The organism is Paenibacillus sp. NFR01, from assembly GCF_900111565.1.
Classification (GTDB): Bacteria; Bacillota; Bacilli; order Paenibacillales; family Paenibacillaceae; genus Paenibacillus_AQ.
Window position 1 is genome coordinate 157,284 of sequence record NZ_FOIK01000005.1, and the last position, 17,382, is coordinate 174,665.

At 60.4% G+C, this 17,382-nt stretch carries 7 protein-coding genes; 6 read left to right on the plus strand and 1 reads right to left on the minus strand.

What is annotated here, in order from left to right; all coding sequences use genetic code 11:
- Positions 1-6: 6 nt before the first annotated feature.
- The 5 genes from BMW84_RS19990 to BMW84_RS20010 all read left to right on the plus strand — a co-directional run bounded on the left by BMW84_RS19990 (position 7) and on the right by BMW84_RS20010 (position 14,975).
- The gene (locus tag BMW84_RS19990; RefSeq protein WP_091071418.1) at positions 7-2,391 is read left to right on the plus strand and encodes a glycoside hydrolase family 31 protein; all 2,385 of its coding nucleotides are present in this window, start codon (positions 7-9) and stop codon (positions 2,389-2,391) included.
- 139 nt (positions 2,392-2,530) lie between these two features.
- The gene (locus tag BMW84_RS19995; protein WP_175498930.1) at positions 2,531-9,508 is read left to right on the plus strand and encodes an S-layer homology domain-containing protein; all 6,978 of its coding nucleotides are present in this window, start codon (positions 2,531-2,533) and stop codon (positions 9,506-9,508) included.
- Positions 9,509-10,009: 501 nt separating this feature from the next.
- Positions 10,010-11,545, plus strand: coding sequence for an ABC transporter substrate-binding protein (locus BMW84_RS20000; RefSeq protein ID WP_139209656.1), 1,536 nt, complete (start codon positions 10,010-10,012; stop codon positions 11,543-11,545).
- Positions 11,542-13,338: a sensor histidine kinase gene (locus tag BMW84_RS20005; protein WP_091071422.1), complete on the plus strand. Its 1,797-nt coding sequence runs from the start codon at positions 11,542-11,544 to the stop codon at positions 13,336-13,338. The genes BMW84_RS20000 and BMW84_RS20005 overlap by 4 nt, the downstream gene beginning before the upstream one ends.
- Positions 13,335-14,975 (plus strand): helix-turn-helix domain-containing protein, encoded by a 1,641-nt coding sequence (locus tag BMW84_RS20010; protein WP_091071424.1) that lies wholly within the window; start codon positions 13,335-13,337, stop codon positions 14,973-14,975. Before BMW84_RS20005 ends, BMW84_RS20010 begins: the two co-directional genes overlap by 4 nt.
- Positions 14,976-14,984: 9 nt before the next feature.
- Here the strand turns inward: BMW84_RS20010 and BMW84_RS20015 are convergent, their stop codons facing one another.
- Positions 14,985-15,845 carry a Cof-type HAD-IIB family hydrolase gene (locus tag BMW84_RS20015; protein WP_091071426.1) on the minus strand — a complete coding sequence of 287 codons (861 nt, stop codon included), beginning with the start codon at positions 15,843-15,845 and terminating at the stop codon, positions 14,985-14,987.
- A gap of 142 nt (positions 15,846-15,987) precedes the next feature.
- Between BMW84_RS20015 and BMW84_RS20020 the strand changes: the two genes are divergently transcribed.
- On the plus strand, positions 15,988-17,229 hold the full coding sequence (locus BMW84_RS20020; RefSeq protein WP_091071427.1) for a DUF445 domain-containing protein: 1,242 nt from the start codon (positions 15,988-15,990) through the stop codon (positions 17,227-17,229).
- Positions 17,230-17,382: the final 153 nt, after the last annotated feature.

Here is a 17,382-nt window from a genome sequence, read left to right on the forward strand (position 1 = left end):
TTATACATGCAAAACAGTTTGGCCATTCATCCCGATCATTTCCGCCAGGTGCAAAATGACGGGTTCACCGATATCGGAAGTCTGCTGGATTACGAGTCGGGCGGCAACACTTTCCGCCTGCACTGCCAGAACGGCGAGGTAACGGCGGTATTTTATAACGCGTCGACGCTGCGGGTGACGATGAACCCGGACGGCGAGGCGGAGCTGGGTCGCAACAGCCATGTGCTGATTCCCGGACCGGAGGAGACGGACGTGCGGGTGGAGGATGCCGAAGACCGCCTGCTGCTGGAGACGAATAGCATGACGGTGGTTGTGTCGAAAAATCCGTGCCGCATTACGCTGCTAGACCGGGCAACCGGAAAGGCGATGGCTGCGGAGACGGAGCGCGGGATGATGTATAATGCGCGCGGCGAGGTCGCCTGCTTCAAGGCGATGGACGCGGACGACCATTTCTACGGCTTCGGCGAGAAGGCGGGATTCCTCGACAAACGCGGCGAAAAAATGACGATGTGGAACACCGATGTGTATGCGCCGCATAACCAGGAGACCGACCCGCTCTACGTATCGGTGCCGTTTTTTATGGGCCTGCGCGAAGGGAAGGCGTACGGGATCTTTTTCTTCAATACGTTCCGCACGGTGCTGAACTTGACCGGGGAGCAGGAGTATTTCTTCTGGGCGGAAGGCGGGCAGCTCGATTATTTCCTGTTTGCCGGTCCGGGACCGAAGGAGGTTATTGGCCAGTACACGGCGCTCACCGGCAGAATTCCGCTGCCGCCGAAATGGGCGATCGGCTACCATCAGTCGCGCTACAGTTATCAGTCCGAAGCTGAAGTGCGGGAGCTTGTCGCCAGCTATCAGCAAAAGCAGATTCCGCTGGATGCGATTCATCTCGATATCCACTATATGAACGGCTACCGCGTGTTCACTTTCGATAAAAGCCGCTTCCCGGCGGCGGGCCGGCTAATCCGCGAGCTGAAGGAAGCCGGCATCCGTATCGTGCCGATCGTCGATCCGGGCGTAAAGGCCGATCCGGAATACGGCGTGTTCAAACAGGGCATCGCCCAAGGCGCCTTTTGCCGGAAAATGGACGGCAGCGTCTTCTACGGCCAGGTGTGGCCGGAGAAAAGCGCGTTTCCCGATTTTTCGGAGAAGGATGTGCGCCGGTGGTGGGGCAGCCTGCACCGTTACTACACGAATCTTGGCATTGAGGGCATCTGGAACGACATGAATGAGCCATCGGTGTTCAACGACTCCAAAACGATGGATCTCGACGTCGTCCACGGCAACGACGGCCAGCCGGCGACGCACCGCGAGCTGCACAATCTGTACGGCTATCTGATGTCCAAAGCAACTTATGAGGGCATGAAGGAAGAGATGGACAATAAGCGGCCGTTTGTGCTGACGCGGGCCGGCTATGCCGGCATCCAGCGCTACGCCGCCGTCTGGACCGGCGACAACCGCAGCTTCTGGGAGCATCTGGAGATGTCGATGCCGATGTGCATGAACATGGGCCTCTCCGGCATCGCCTTCTGCGGCGCGGACGTCGGCGGCTTCGCCCACGATTCCAACGGCCAACTGCTGGTGCGCTGGACGCAGCTCGGTGCTTTGATGCCGTATTTCCGCAACCACAGCGAGCTGAAGTCGATCCGGCAGGAGCCATGGGCGTTCGGCCCGGCGATCGAAGCGCTGGTCAAGCGCTACATTACGCTGCGCTACCAGTGGCTGCCGTACCTGTATGGCCTGTTCCGGGAAGCTTCGCTGACCGGAATTCCGCTGATGCGGCCGCTGCTGCTGGAGTACCCGCAGGATGTTAATACCTACAACCTTAACGACCAATTCATGCTCGGCTCGCAGGTACTGGTCGCTCCGGTAACGCGGCCGGACACCAATGTCCGCGCTGTTTACCTGCCGGTAGGCCGCTGGTTTGACTACTGGACCGACCAGGTGCTGGAAGGCGGGCGCCATGTACTGGTGCAGGCGCCGCTGGACGTGCTGCCGATTTACGTCAAAGAGGGCGCGATCCTGCCGCATGTGCCGGGCCGGCTGACGACCGGGGAGCCGGAGGAGGAGCTGGTGCTGCATGTGTATCTGCCGCAACCGGGGGCGGATGCCGCCGAGTATACGCTGTACGAGGATGACGGCGGAAGCTTCGATTATTCGCGCGGCGCCTTGTATGAGCAGCGGATCACGGCGGCGCTTAGCGAGCCGCTGACGCTGGACATCAGGGCAGAGATAATTTGCGGCGGCTATGCGCCGTCCTGGAAACGCAAGACGATTATTGTCCACGGCGCGCCGGCGGGGCTGGAGGTCAAGGTGGACGGCGTTGCCGCGGCACTCCGCGAGCCGGAGCTGCCGGGGCTGGCGGGAAGAATCGCAGTGGAGTGGGAGTAGGGCGGGATGCTCTCCGGCCCGGCTCAAGGTCCGGTTTATTGAAGCGGGCAGGTAGGCACGCGGTAATCCGAAACGCTCGGGGTTTGTGGGAATCAAGCGTAACCGGCAAGGACATCAAAAAATGCAGGAGGTTGGCACAATGAAGCGCAAACGCTCGTCTTGGCTTGCCTTTGGGTTGGCGCTGGTGATGCTGCTGTCGCCGTTTCCGGCGTACGGCAGCGCCTCCGCTGCCGGGGGGGAAGGAGCCGCTGCGGCGGCTCCTTCCAGTCCGGCGGGGGAGGGCTATGTCAGGCTGAAGAACGAATGGAAAGGCAATTATCTATACGAATCTGAAGGCAAGGTGCGGTACGGCTTTACCGCGATCGGCGATCTGTCCTCCCAGTGGCGGATTGAGCAGTCCGGCGGCAATGTCCGGCTGCAGAACCGGGCGACCGGGCATTATCTGAGTATGGACAACAGAGTGGACGAAGGCGGTACACCGCTCGCCGCCAAGGAAGATGCCGGAGCAGAATCCATGAAGTGGATGATGGGCGTGGATGCGAATCCCGCGCCGGGAAGCGGTTATACCGTGGCGAATTTCCGCAATGCCACTAGTGCAAGCGCTTACCTTAACGTGCAGGCCCAGGACGGTTATGCTTATTCCAACTATTGGGCCCAGCCTGGCTGGGGGAGCGCGCGCTGGGTGCTGGAGCCGGCCCACGACGGGGAACCGGTACGGATCCGCGATTCGTGGAAGGGCAGTTATTTATTTGAAAAGGACGGCATCGTGCAGTACGGCACGCCGCTCTTGAACGATGCCGGCTCGCATTGGTACATTGAAGGCGGTCCAGACGGCAAGCTGCTGCGCAACCGGGCGACCGGCCATTATATCCGCATGGATAATGGGCCGAATGACGGTAACATTCCGCTGGCCGCCGGCACGGCGGGGACCGGCTGGAACATCGCCGGGGCTCAGGATGGCGGCGGAACCGCGCTCGCGGGTCTCGTGACCGTACAGAGCGCGGTCTATGCCGATGCTTTTCTGAATGTGGAAAAGCAGTACGGCTACCCGGTAGCGAACAACTGGGCGCAGCCTGCCTGGGGCAGCGCCCAGTGGCGCCTGGAAGCGGCTTCGGATAGCACGGCTATGCGGGTACAAGACAAGTGGAAAGGCGATTTTCTCTACGAGGATAACGGTCAGGTGAAATACGGCCAACCCGATTATACCGATACCGCTTCCCAATGGGCGGTCGAGGATGCCGGCGCCGGCTTCAAGCTGCTGAAGAACGTGGCGACCGGGCATGTCGTGACCATGAACAACGCGCCGGACAGCGGGGACAATCTGGTCACAGCGCTAGCGGCATCAGGCATGTCTTCCTTATGGAAGATGGTGCCGGCCAAAGACGGGGACGGGAATGAACTCGCCGGCTATGCCACGCTGCAAAACTCGTCCTATACGGAGGCCTATGTCAATGTGCAGCAACAGGACGGCTTCGCCCATGCCAACAATTGGGCCCAGGCCACTTGGGGCAGTGCGCAATGGAAGCTGGCTGCGCCGTCGCCGGGAGGCGAGCCCGAAGAGCCGGAGAACCCTTTTATCCGGATCAAAAACGACTGGCTGCAGCTGTATCTATACGAACAGGACGGCAAGGTACTGTACGGCAACGTTGCGGCGGATGATGCATCCGGGCAATGGCAGATCGAAAGCGCGAAGGGGATCAAACGGATCAAAAACCGGGCCAGCGGCCATTATCTCAGTCTGGAAGGCGTGGCTTCCGCCCGGGACGGCTTGTCTGCCACCGAGCTGAAGGAAGACTCCACGCTTGCGGATTGGATCATTGACCCCTATCAAGGGCTGATGCTGATCCGAAGCGCTCCGGACGGCAAGGATACCGCTGACAGCGGCATGTACGTCAATGTGGAGAATAAGCTGAAGGTTGCCCAATACGGAACGGTGCCGAAGGACTGGGGCAGCCCGAAATGGGATTTTGTCGCCGTTGAGGACTCAACGCCAACGTCGCCGTATGTGCGGCTGAAGAACGGCTACCGCGGCAGCTACTTGTATGAACAGGAAGGCATCGTCAAGGACGGACAGCCGGCCGCCGGTGATGCGACTTCCCATTGGAGCCTGGTGGAGGGGACAGCCGGTACGCTGATCGTCAATCGGGCAACCGGGCATGTTATCTCCAGCGCCAATGTGAAGTCGTATGCCGATGCGCTGGAAAGCCTCGATGCCGACCCTTCGCTGGAGACTTCCGCGTGGACCGTGGAGAATGTCGCCGGCTCCGGGCTGAAGGTGTTCAGCAGTGCGGCTGACAGCGCGATCGTCATTCATGACGAGGACAACAAGGGCTTCGCCCAAGCCAGCAATCTGGATAAAAGCTGGGGCAGCGCACAATGGGCGCTGGAAGCCGCGCCGCTGCTTCCGCCGGAGCTGCCGGAAGGCGAGGTCCGGATCAAGAACGTTTCCGGGGGGCAATACCTGTATGAGAACCGCGATCATGTCGTCTTATACGGCAATCCGACGGAGGAAGACGGGTATTCCCACTGGTTGGTGAAAATGGAGAACGGCGCAGTACGGCTAACGAACCGGGTGACGGGCAATGCCTTGTCGCTGGAGTATTTGCGCGGTTACGTCGAGACTGTTCCCGCCGGCGATACAGCGGCAAACGACCGCAGCGCCTGGGCGCTGGAGAGCGTGCCCGGCGGGACAGCGGTGCTGATCCGCAGCGCGGCCGACGGGCTTGAGGATGAATATCTGCATATTCAGGACGCGCTTGGATATGCCCAGGCTGATCTGCGCTCGGTGGAAAGTACATCCGTGCAGTGGACGCTGGAACCTGCGCCGGAGCCGTACACCGTTCCGGAGGATCCGGCCGCCGGGATGACTTCTTCCACGCCAGTGCTGGCCGATCGGAATACGGTGCGGCTGTACAGCGGTGATGGTAACGGTTATTTAACCGAGGATGATGGCCGGCTTGTATTGAAAGCTATGCCCGGTTCTTCGGATAAAGACGTTTGGCGCTTCGAGGATGTCAACGGCCACATGAGGCTGCGCAATGAGGCAACCGGGCATCTGGCCGCACTGGAGACGGATGGCCGGGCCACCGTGCAGGCGGCGGAACCTGCCGGGTTGCCGGCGGAATGGAGGGTTTCGCCGTACAGCGGCGCCTGGGTACTTGAAAATGCCTCTGTGGACGGAGCGTATCTGGCTTCCTCGGGCAATGGCGTTGCAGGCGGGGCCGGCCCGGCGGATTCGGCTGCACATTGGCGGCTGGAGCCGGTGCTGGGCGATACGGTATATGAAGCGGAAGACGCGTTCATGTCCGGCGGCGTTTACAGCTCCAAGCTGGCCAAGGGCTACACGGGTACAGGGTTTGCCGAAGACTGGAGCGGGGCAGACGCAAGGCTGATCATGGCGGTAACCGCGCCCGAGGCAGGCGATTACACGCTAAAGCTGAGGGCCGCCAACAACAGCGGTAGCATGAAGCGGCTTGCATTGTATGTCAACGGACTGTACAGCGGGCCGGTATCCTTGCCGGCTGGCGGGGCACCGGATGAATGGAGGGTGCTGCCGCTGCCGGCGAAGCTGCGGGCAGGCGTGAACACCGTCATGTTGACTACATCCGGAAATGCGGCTAGCGTCCTGCTCGACTCGTTGACGGTTCCCGGCACAAGCGGTCCGGCTTTCCGCGGCGCGACGGTGCCGTATGTTGCGTATGAGGCGGAGCAAGGAACCACCAATGCCGAACGGTTGGGCCCGTCAACCGATTATATGGCAATCGCCTCCGAGGCATCAGGGCGTGAAGCGGTCCGTTTGAACCAAACGGGCGATTACGTGGAGTTCACGATGAAGGACAGCGCCAATTTCATGACTCTGCGTTACGCCATTCCGGATGCGCCGGGAGGCGGCGGAACCGACGCTACGCTCAGCCTGTACGTGGATGGACAGAAGCAAGGAACGCTGGATCTGACCTCCAAATATGCCTGGGTGTACGGCAAATACCCGTGGAGCAATGATCCTTCGGAAGGCGACGGGCACCGGTTTTTTGACGAATCGCAATTCCCGCTGGACGATCTTCCGTCCGGAACGGTAATTCGTCTGCAGAAGGATGCCGGCGATACGGCGGAGTATTATGCCATTGACCTGGCGGAAATGGAGCAGGCCCCCGATGCTTACGCCATGCCGCAGGGTTACCTGGATGTGACGTCCTTCGGTGCCATTGCCAATGACAGCGGAGACGATTCGGCTGCCTTCCGGGCGGCGATTGCCGAAGCGCACAAGCAGAAGACAGGCGTGTGGGTTCCCGCAGGCGTCTTCCGCTTTGCAGACGGACCGCTGGAGATATCCAATGTAACGATCCGCGGCGCAGGCATGTGGCATACCGTCATTGAAGGCGCCGGTTTTATGGGTATCGGCGGGGCGATCGAAGTCTACGATATGAAGTTGGATGTCGGCGTAACCGGCCGCCACGACGAACGCGCGGAAGCGGCGTTTGACGGCACGTTCGGCCGGAACTCGATTCTGCAGGGACTTTGGATCGAGCATGCCAAGGTCGGCGTCTGGAGCACGCTGAAGGGAAATGTACCGACCGACGGTTTGTATATCGCCGGATTACGCATTCGCGATACGTATGCCGACGGCATCAATTTGACGACCGGAACGGTAAATTCGCGGGTCGAACAGACTGTCATCCGCGGCAGCGGGGACGACAGCATCGCGCTGTGGTCGCAGGTCCCGGATACGCTGACCGGAACGCCGCAGCAGCAGGCCGATGCAGCGAGAGTGGCAGGCAATACGGTGCGGTTCAATACCGTACAGTTGCCGTGGCTGGCCGACGGCGTAGCCATCTTCGGCGGCTCGGACAACACGGTGGCGGACAACATCATCAGCGACACCGTCGTTTCCGGCGCAGGCATCGCCGTATCCACCCGGTTTGTCCCGGTGGCTTTCGGCGGAACGACGACCGTTGAGCGCAATACGCTGATCCGCACCGGCAGCCACGAGTTCAACTGGAACCAGGATTTCGGCGGCTTGTGGATTTTTACCGGCGACAAAGCCATCGACGGCGATATCGTGCTGCGCAGCAACCATGTGCTGGACAGCAGCTTCCAGGGTCTCTACATCAGCGGGCCGAATGCGATACGGAGCGGCCGGATTCGAATCGAAGATCTCGTGATCGAAGGGTCGGGAACCTGGGGCATCCATGCTGCCCAGGGCGTATCCGGCTCGGTGACGCTGAACAACGTGATCCTGAGGAACAACAAAGTCGGGAACTTCTTTAACGGTATGGGATCGGACTTCAACCCGGATGAGCGCGGTCTCGGCATCGTTTCTGCGGTCAAACCGCTGACGCTGTCGCTGAACGGCAAGCAGGTGGGGGCGTTTACGCTGACCGCCGGCCAAACCGCGACGCTTATGGCATGGGCACCACCCGCAGCGGGTGCCGAGGCTGCCGATGTGACAGCCGATACGGATTTTACGGTATCCGATCCTTCCGTCGCTTCCATTGCCGATGATGGAACCGTTACGGCGGCTGCGCCAGGCATCGCGGTTGTTACGGCTGTCTATTCCGGGACGACCGTGAGCTACACGCTGGAAGTCGCAGACGCCGAAGGGCCGCAGTGGCCGGCCGGACGGCTGCAGGCTTCCGCCGTCGGCGCCACCTCGCTGCGGCTGGATTGGCCGGCTACGGACGAAAGCGCCAGCCAGCCGGTGCTTTACCGCGTAAGCTTCGGCGGTCGGACTGTGGCCGCCCCCGAGCCCTCCGCGGTGATTACGGGCCTGACGCCATCCACCGCGTATACGTTCCGCGTGGAGGCGATGGACGCAGCGGGCCACTGGAGCGCGTCCCCGCTTGAAGCGCAGGCGACGACAAGCGCTGCGCCGCCGCAGGAACCGGGCGGCGATGCGGGCACGGCGCCGCCGTCAGCCGCCGCAGGAACGGATGCGGCGCTGCAAGCCGCGGCATCCGCGGGCGACCGGCTGCTGACAGCCGGAGCGGCCGGCGCCGCACCGGCCATTACCGTCGCCGCCGATCCGGCCTCCGGCACGGCGGCGTTCACGGCAGCCGGCTGGCAGGCCGCCTTCGCCAAGGCGCAATCCGGCGGAGTCAAGGTCACCTCGGGCGGTAACGCCTACGAGCTGCCGTGGAACACGCCGGAGCTGCTCCGGGCCGCCGGCTATGACACGGCCGGCGCCCTCCTCGCCGTCAAGATTGCAGCACCGGATACGGCCGCGGCGGAGAAGCTCCGCCGGTTGGCCATAACCGCAGGGCGCAGCCTTGCCGGCGAGGCGGTCAGCTACGAGCTCACGCTGACCACCGCAGCCGGAACCCGCATAGTCAGCGGGTTCGGCGGCGCCGTCATTACCCGGAGCTTCACCGTCCCGGGCGGGCTTGATCCGGCGGTGTCCGGCGTCGCCGTGCTCGACTCGGCCACCGGCAGCTTCCGCTACGTTCCGGCCAAGTTCGTAACGGAGGGCGGGACGACAACCGTCACCGTGCGCAGCATGACGAACAGCATCTACGCAGCCGTGACCGGCGCGGTCACCTTCGCCGACTTGAGCGGGCATTGGGGCCGCCCGGACATTGAAGCCCTTGCCGCCAAAGGTTTGGTCAAGGGCAAGGCCGCCGGGCAGTTCGTTCCCGGCGCCGCCATTACCCGGGCGGAGCTGGCTTCGCTGCTCGTGCGCGGCATCGGCGCAGCGCCTGAGGCAGTGCCGGCCGTGACCGCCGGCACCTTCACGGACCTTGCGGCCGGCGCCTGGTATGCCGGCGACGTCGACACCGCCGCTGCGCTCGGCATCGTCACGGGCTTCCCCGGCGGCGCGTTCCGGCCGGGCGAACCCGTGACCCGCGCTCAGCTCGCGGTCATGCTCGCCGCCGTGCTGAAGCTCGGCGGCGGCGACACCACGGCAAGCGGCGCGAGCGAAGCCGCGCTGGCCCGCTTCACCGACCGGGCGGCCATCCCGGTCTGGGCGCGGGACGCCGTGGCGGCGCTGACGTCCGGCGGCATCCTCGCCGGACGCGCATCCGGCACCTTCGCCCCGGCGGCGCCGGTCACCCGCGCCGAAGCGGCGATCGCGCTGTACCGTGCGCTGGCGCAGCGGCAATGGATCAATCCCATTGCCGAATAACCCGGCCGAGCCTTTGCCCTGACGCTAAGCATTAACGTTCTTATATCTTGGATTAGCAGCGCATGACTTGATTAACAGCGCCCCTGCTCCGGTCGGAAACTCCATGTTTCCTGCCGGGCGGGGGCGTTTGGCTTTTGGCACCTACGCCTCTCTGCCCTAACGGACCTAACCGCCGCTATTCGCCCCAAATCAGGCCAATCGCTCCTGTAACGGACCTGAGCGCCGTTATTTCAGCAAAATGAGTCGCAGAATCATTCGTTTTGATCAAATAACGGCTCTGGTGTCCGTTGCTTCGGGAAATCGTCTGTTTTCACACAAATAACGGCCCTCATGTCCGTTACAGCTTCAGGTCTGCGCAGAATGCCGGTTCGGCACTGGGAGGCATCTCCCCCACCCAAACAAGTCACCAAAGTGACAGAACAAATCACTTTTGTATCGTTAAGCGGCGGGGGCAGGCAGTATAATGGAGAGGAAAACTACGGGAGAAGAGCGGTGGGCAGCATGGCACAACAATCCGGAAGAAAATTCATTCTCTATGCGTTATCGGCGGCGGTGATTTTGGTTGCCGTGTGGATCGGCCTGCGCACCTCGCAGCTGTTCCGCACGGAGAACGCCCATCCGGCAACGGACGAAGCGCCGGCGCAAGGCGGAGCGTACGACAAGCTGGTGATGATTTTTCCCTCCGGGAACGTGCCGAAGGATCTGCCTGCGGTGCAGGAGAAGCTGAACGCTTACCTCAGGGACAAAATCGGCGCCGAGCTGGAGATCAAGCCGATCGACATGAGCATCTGGTGGGACCGCACCGGCCTGATGTTTGCTTCCGGCCAGCAGGTGGATCTGATGTTTACCGCCGGCTGGATGCGCTTTGGCGACGAGGTGGCCAAAAACCATTTTATCGCGCTTGACGAACTGCTCGACCAATACGGCCAGGGAATCAAGGAGATCCTGCCTCCCTCCATTCTGGAAGCGGGGAAGCTGAACGGCCATATTTATGGAATCGCTACCAATAAAGAATTCGCCTCCAGCAAAGGGCTGGTGGTTCGCGCCGACCTGGTGCAGAAATACGGAATCGACCTGACGAAGATCAAGGCGCTGGAGGATTTCGGGCCGGTGTTCGCGGCCATCAAGCGGAATGAGCCCGATCTGGTGCCGCTGCAGGTCCGGGCGGACCGCAGTCCGTTTACGCTGCTGATGCAATACGGGCTTTTTGACATGTTGGGCGAAGGCGCCGGCGCGCTGGACCGCAGCAGCGGCAGCACGAAGGTCGTCAACATCGTGGAGACCCCGCAGTATTTGAAATATGCCAAGCTGATGTACGCCTGGAACCGTGCGGGATACCTCAACAGCGACGCGTCCACAACGAAAGACAATGAATTTGAGGCGGTCAAGGCCGGCAAGGCTTTCGCCTATGCGGAATCGCTAAAGCCCGGTTTCGATAATCAGGCCTCGCGCGATGTCGGCATGCCGATGAAGACGGTGGCCATCACCTCGCCTTACGCCACGACGGCCGACATGACCAGTGCGATGTTCGCGATCACCCGCACGTCCCGCCATCCGCAGAAAGCAATGCAGGTGCTGGAGCTGCTGTTTACCGACCCTTACGCGCTGAACCTGCTGGACTGGGGCATTGAAGGAGAGCATTACGTGAAGAAAAGCGATACGATCATTGCCTATCCCCCGGGACTCGACGCACGCAGCGTCGGCTACAATCTCAACCTGCCGTGGATGTTCGGCAACCAGCTTAACTCCTACTTATGGGAGGACGAGGCGCCTGGACTATGGGAAGCCTACCGGGCGTTCAATGAAGGCGCGGAGAAGTCGCAGGCGCTGGGGTTCGTGTTTAATCCCGATCCGGTCAAAAGCGAAATCGCCGCCTGCAACAACGTGGACCGTGAATTTTCCGCGGCGATCAATACGGGCGTGCAGGACCCGGATAAGATCATCGGCATGTACCGCAGCCAGCTGCGGGCGGCCGGCGCGGACAAGGTGATAGCCGAGAAGCAGCGGCAGCTCGATGCGTGGCTGGCTTCCCGATGAAAAAGTCCTTCGGCCACATGAAGTTCGCGACCCTGCGCTCGCGGCTGATTCTCGGCTTCGCCCTCGTCACCGTTCCGCTTGTTATCCTGCTGCTGTGGAACAATATGTACGCCACAAGGGTTGTGCATTCGCAGGTGGCGCTGTCCAACAAAAACCTGCTCACCATCTACATGAACGACATGGACAAGGTGCTGGAGGAGATCGAGAATTATCTTTATAAGTCGGCGGAGCAGGACCAGAGCCTGATTTCGCTGAGCCAATACGACCGGGAGAGCTGGGAATATTATTTGTCCAAAACCGAAACGGTCAACAATCTGTACACCAATACCAACTATTACAGCGCGGCCGACTGCCTGTTCGCTTACAGCTCCAAATACGACGAATTGTTTCTCGCTCCGCAGTATTCGGTCAGCTATGAGCGCAAGGAGAGCATTCAGGAGAAGCTGCATGTCCTGCTCAGCAGCGAGGACGGGGCTACCTTTTACAACAAATGGACACTGGTGGAGGAAGACGGCAAATATGCGCTGCTGCGCGTCGTCGATACCAATTATTCCTCCTATATCGGCGCCTGGGTCGATCTGGACCATCTGATGCAGCCGCTCGATGTGTTAAGCAAGGAGGGCAAGGGCGAATCGCTGCTGCTCTCGGAGCAGGGCAAGGTCATCGCCAACCTGAATCCGGTGGCCGGCCAGTCGTTTTCCCCGGAGCAGTGGAAGTCGTTCGTCGATCAGGGCGTGTCATCCTACAACATTGTCCATTTGGAAAAGCCGTATCTGCTCGTGGCCAAGCAGTCGCGGATGGCACCGATGACGCTGGTGCTGCTGCTGCCGGAGAAAAGCCTGCTGGAAGGCCTGCCGTTTTTCCGCAATCTGACCTATACGGTTCCGCTGGTCGCGCTGGCGATTCTGATCATCTACCTGATCTTCCTTCAACAGTCGATTGTCCGTCCGATTTACAACCTGATCCACGGGATGCGCAAAATCCGTTCCGGCAACCTCAGCGCCCGACTGGAGGACAATAAGCTTGTCGAGTTCGTGACGATCAACGAAGCGTTCAACGCGATGGCGACGCAAATCGAGCATCTCAAAATCAACATTTACGAAGAGCAGATCCGCACGCAAAAGGCCGAGCTGAAGCATCTGCAGGCGCAGATTCATCCGCATTTTTTCATGAATTCCCTGAACATCGTGTACAATCTCGCGCAAATCCGCAGCTATGAGCTGATCCAGAGCATGTCGCTGCATCTCGTCCGGTATTTCCGTTACACGACCCGGACCCATTTGTCGACGATCAGCCTGCAGGAAGAAGCCGAGCATGTGCACAACTATTTGACGATCCAGCGCTTCCGCTTTCCGGAGACGCTCGATTTCGAGATCGATATCCCTCCGCAGCTGAAGGGCTGCGCCGTTCCCCCGCTGATCATTCAGCCTTTGGTGGAGAACGCGGTCATTCACGGGTTTTCGCTGCAAAATGATTCCGTCTTCCGCATCAAGGTGACAGCCTACGAAACGCGGGTACAGGAGGATTCCTTCCTGTGCATCGAGGTGCGCGACAACGGCAAGGGATTATCGGAGGAACAGATCCGCACCCTAAAGCGGCGGGTCAATTCCATTGAACCGGAGGACGGCCATATCGGCCTGTGGAACATCATGCGGCGCTGCAAGCTGTATTATAAAAGCGATATCCGGATGGAATTCGCTGCTGTTCAGCCAGGCGGTACGACCATAACGCTGATTGTGCCGCTGTGGATCCATTCTTATCACGACAGCATCGGGGAGGCGGGAGCATCATGATCCGTGTATTAATCGTGGACGACGAAATTTATGCGGTAAAAGGGTTATTGGCCGGTGTCCGGTGGGAGCTGATCGGCGTCGATGCGGTGTTCGAGGCGTATCATTCCGCAATGGCGCGGCAGATGTTGCAGGAGCAGGCCATCGACATCATGATCTGCGACATCGAAATGCCGGAGGGCAGCGGGCTGGAGCTGATGGAATGGATGAAAGGGGCCGGCTACGCGCCGGAGACGATCATGCTGACCTGCCATGCCGAATTCGCCTATGCGCAAAAAGCGCTGCAGCTCGGCGGCTGCGATTATCTGCTGAAGCCGGTGCTGTACGAGGATCTGGAGCAGGTGCTCCTGCGGGCGATCGGCCGGGTGGAGGCGCGGCGCAAGGTGAGCGAGACCGATGAACTGTACCGAAAATACGAAGAGCGGTGGAATCAGCAAAAGCCGCTTCTGATCGAGCGTTTTTGGCAGGATCTGCTGGAGCAGCGCATTTTGCCGCGCCGGCCGGAGCTGGAACGCGCCCTGGCTTCCTATGACATGGCGTACGGGGAGCTGGAACGGGTGCGGATGATCCTGGTCAGCGTGGAGAATTGGGAGAAGCCGTTCACCGAACGCGATGAGGAAATTATGGAGTTTGCCCTCGGCAATGCTGCCGGAGAGCTCCTGATGGCGGGGCACAGAGGCAACGTCATCCGCGACCAGCGGGGCAACCTGATCGTCGTGTTTTATCTGGGTAGCGCGGATGCAAGCGCAAGCGGAACGCCGGAGGATGATGAGGCGCTGCTGCAAGGCTGCAAGATGTATATCGAAGCGTGCCGCCGGTTCTTTTACGCCAAAATCTCCTGTTACGTCAGCGAAGCCGCGCCGATCACCGGGGTGATGAAGCTGTACCATACGCTGCTGCATGCCGAATACGAAAATGTCACCCGGCCGGGCGAAGTCATCCTGCTGCGGGACTCCGGCAACGGAACGGCGGCGGAAGCGCCGGACGGGACGCCGCAGCTCTCGCTGGTCGACTGGTCCGACCTGATCGAACAAGGGGATACCGAAGGTTTGCTTACCAAACTGAAGGAGCTGCTGGAGGCGCTCGGCAAGGAGCGGCTGACGGCGGAGACGCTGACGGCCCTCTACCATGCTTTTCTGCAAACCGTATATTACGTGCTGCACCGCAGGGGGCTGTCCGCCCATCTGCTGTATGCCGAAACGGGCCTCGCGGCAAGCGGCCAGGCGGCAACCCGGTCGGTTCCCGCGTTCAAGGGCTGGGTCAAGGACATGGCGTTTGCCGTACAGGAGCTGTTGTCCGCCCGCAGCGGGGATCACAGCGTTGTGCAGAAGATCAAAGCCCATATCGCCGAAAAATTGCATGAGGAACTGAGCCGCGAACAGCTCGCCGCCCTAGTGTTCCTCAACCCGGCCTATCTCTCGCGGCTGTTCCGCAAAGAGACGGGCATGGCGCTGACGGATTATATTTTGCAGGAGCGGATGCGCAAAGCGGCCGATCTCCTGGTGATGACGGATAAAAGCATCAGCGAAATCGCCGACGCCCTGGGGTACGGGAACTTCTCCTACTTTGCCCGGCTGTTCCGCAAGGTGTACGACGTGACGCCGCATGACTACCGGAAAAACCAGCGCCGGCGCGCCTAAAGCCTATGCTTAGCGTTCGAGCAGATGGCGGATGCCGACAGCCACGCCGTCTTGGTCGTTGCTGCGGGTGACGAAATCGGCCGTTTCTTTCAGAATCGGCGCGGCATTCTCCATCGCGATCTTGTAGCCGGCCATTTCGAACATCGGCAGATCGTTGTAGCTGTCGCCCATCACCGCCACCTGCTCCGCGGGAATGCCGTAGCGTGCGGCCAGCATGCCGACGCCGGCGCCTTTGTTGGCGTCTTTGTGGTTGATTTCGATATTGTTGACATGCGAGGCGGTAATAATGAGCTCCGGAATGGCGGCAAACCGGGTCGACGCCTCCTTCAATAAGTCACGGTTCAACGAAAAAGCGAGCGCCTTGAAGATGACCTGTTTGTCATCGTTCCAGATTTGCTCCATGCTCTCGACAAAAGTCACTGCCGCCTGCTGGAACTGCTTCTCGATCATCGCCTTCAGCAGCCAGCCGACTTCCTCCGGAACCTCCTCGTCCCGCAGCTCCGACAGCTTCTCCAGCGTGACCCGCTTGTCCAGCTCGGCATAGACATGCCCTTCCGTATACACCTCGTAATACAGCTCGGGGATTTCGCTCATCCAGCGCAGCGCCGGGATAATCGTTTCTTTGTCCAGCGGAGCGCTGGCAGCCAGCGTACCGTCCGGAAGAATGACCGCCGCGCCGTTCAAACTGACGACCGGGCATTCCAATTCGGCCAGCCGCAGCTGCTTTTCGGCATCCATATAGGAGCGGCCCGTAGCGATGACAACGATATGCCCGCGGCGCTGCGCTTCAAGAATAGCCTCGCGGTTGCCCTCGCTAATTATCCCGTCCTCATTCAAAAGTGTTCCGTCCATATCCAGTGCAATCAGCATGATGTCATTCTCCTGTCCTGTTGTTTATGTATCTGCCCCATAGTTTATCATTGATTTTCTGAAAAATGAAAAAACGGCGCATTTTTCGAAAAAAGCTCCGCGTGATACAATAACATACATGTGAGTAACAGGAGGAGTTATTATGCGTTCCAGACATTTGGCGTCGATCTCGCTGGCCGTTATGGCCTGCGGTTTTTTGATTACGTTATTTCTGCCGGAGAATACGGCAGTCATCCTGCTGCGCGGCGGCTTTGAGGCCGGGCTGGTCGGCGGGATTGCCGACTGGTTTGCGGTGACGGCGCTGTTCCGGCATCCGCTCGGGCTGCCGATCCCGCATACGTCCCTGCTGCTGAAGAACCGGGACAAAATCGTGCAGTCGCTGATTTCCGCCATGGAGACGGAGCTGCTGAACCCGGCGAGCATCGGGAACAAGCTGCGGGAATTCCGGTTTGTGTCCATCGGCAGCGGGCTGCTGACCCGATTTTTTGCCCGCCGCAAAGGACGCCTGCAGCTCCTTGCTCAGCTTGAGACGCTAATCGGCAAGCTTCCCCTGGAGCAGGCGGTGCCTTACATCCAGAAGGCAGCAGCCGACTACGTGCGTTCCGCAGATGTGGGCGGGACCGCCGAGAAGATCGTGACCCGGCTAATACAGGACGGCAAGGACCTTGAAGCGCTGGATTATGCGCTGGAAGGCGTAGCCGGCTGGAGCGCCCGTCCGGAAACGAAGATGATGCTGGGCAATATCGCGGCCCAAAAGCTATCCGAGGTGAAGCTTGGCGGGCTGAAAGGGATGGCGTTTCAGGCGTTTGTCGGGTTCATGGATGCCGATATGCTGGGCGACATGCTGCAGGGCATGCTGAAGTCGGCGATTGAGGACTTCCGCGAGGCGGACAATCCGCACCGCGAAGAGATTATGCGCGAGATTCGCATTGCCATATTCCAGCTGGTCGGCGACGAGTCGAAGATGGCGATGCTCAAGGATTGGGCGCTGGGGGCCATTCAGGGCGAAGAAGCGGCCGACTTCCTGCTTAAAGAGCTGGAGCGGCTGCGCGGCAAAATCCTGGAGCGGGTGCAGCAGGACCGGGCGGCCGGCGGCCGCAAGCTGTTTGAGCTGTATGTGCGATTGACCCGCCGGATTAGCATCGAGCAGGAATGGCTCGGGCTGCTGGAGGAACGCATCCGCAATTCGCTCGTGGATTACGCCACGCGCAATCACTACCGGATCGGCCTTCTGGTCAAAGAGAACCTGGATAAGATGGACGATGCGTCGCTTGTCAGCATGCTGGAAGAGAAAATCGGCAAAGACTTGCAGTGGATCCGCGTCAACGGCGCTGTATGCGGGTTTATCGTCGGTCTGGTGCTGACCGTCATTCAAATGTTCTGATTGGGCAGCCTGACAAATTGTCAAAAGGCAGTAAAGCGGCCGGAGCCATCGCTCCTCTTCCGCCTTGCTGCCTTTTTGTAGTATCCGAAATTATTCCATAATGGTCGGGCCGCTAAAGGACAGGATTTGCTGGCTCTTGGACTGGGCACAATA

Excerpts from the sequence above, each read along its gene's own strand:
- BMW84_RS19990 (WP_091071418.1), top strand. The coding sequence starts at position 7 with ATGCAAAACAGTTTGGCCATTCATCCCGATCATTTCCGCCAGGTGCAA.
- BMW84_RS20010 (WP_091071424.1), top strand. The coding sequence starts at position 13,335 with ATGATCCGTGTATTAATCGTGGACGACGAAATTTATGCGGTAAAAGGG.
- BMW84_RS20015 (WP_091071426.1), bottom strand. The coding sequence starts at position 15,845 with ATGCTGATTGCACTGGATATGGACGGAACACTTTTGAATGAGGACGGG.
- BMW84_RS20000 (WP_139209656.1), top strand. The coding sequence starts at position 10,010 with ATGGCACAACAATCCGGAAGAAAATTCATTCTCTATGCGTTATCGGCG.
- BMW84_RS19995 (WP_175498930.1), top strand. The coding sequence starts at position 2,531 with ATGAAGCGCAAACGCTCGTCTTGGCTTGCCTTTGGGTTGGCGCTGGTG.
- BMW84_RS20020 (WP_091071427.1), top strand. The coding sequence starts at position 15,988 with ATGCGTTCCAGACATTTGGCGTCGATCTCGCTGGCCGTTATGGCCTGC.
- BMW84_RS20005 (WP_091071422.1), top strand. The coding sequence starts at position 11,542 with ATGAAAAAGTCCTTCGGCCACATGAAGTTCGCGACCCTGCGCTCGCGG.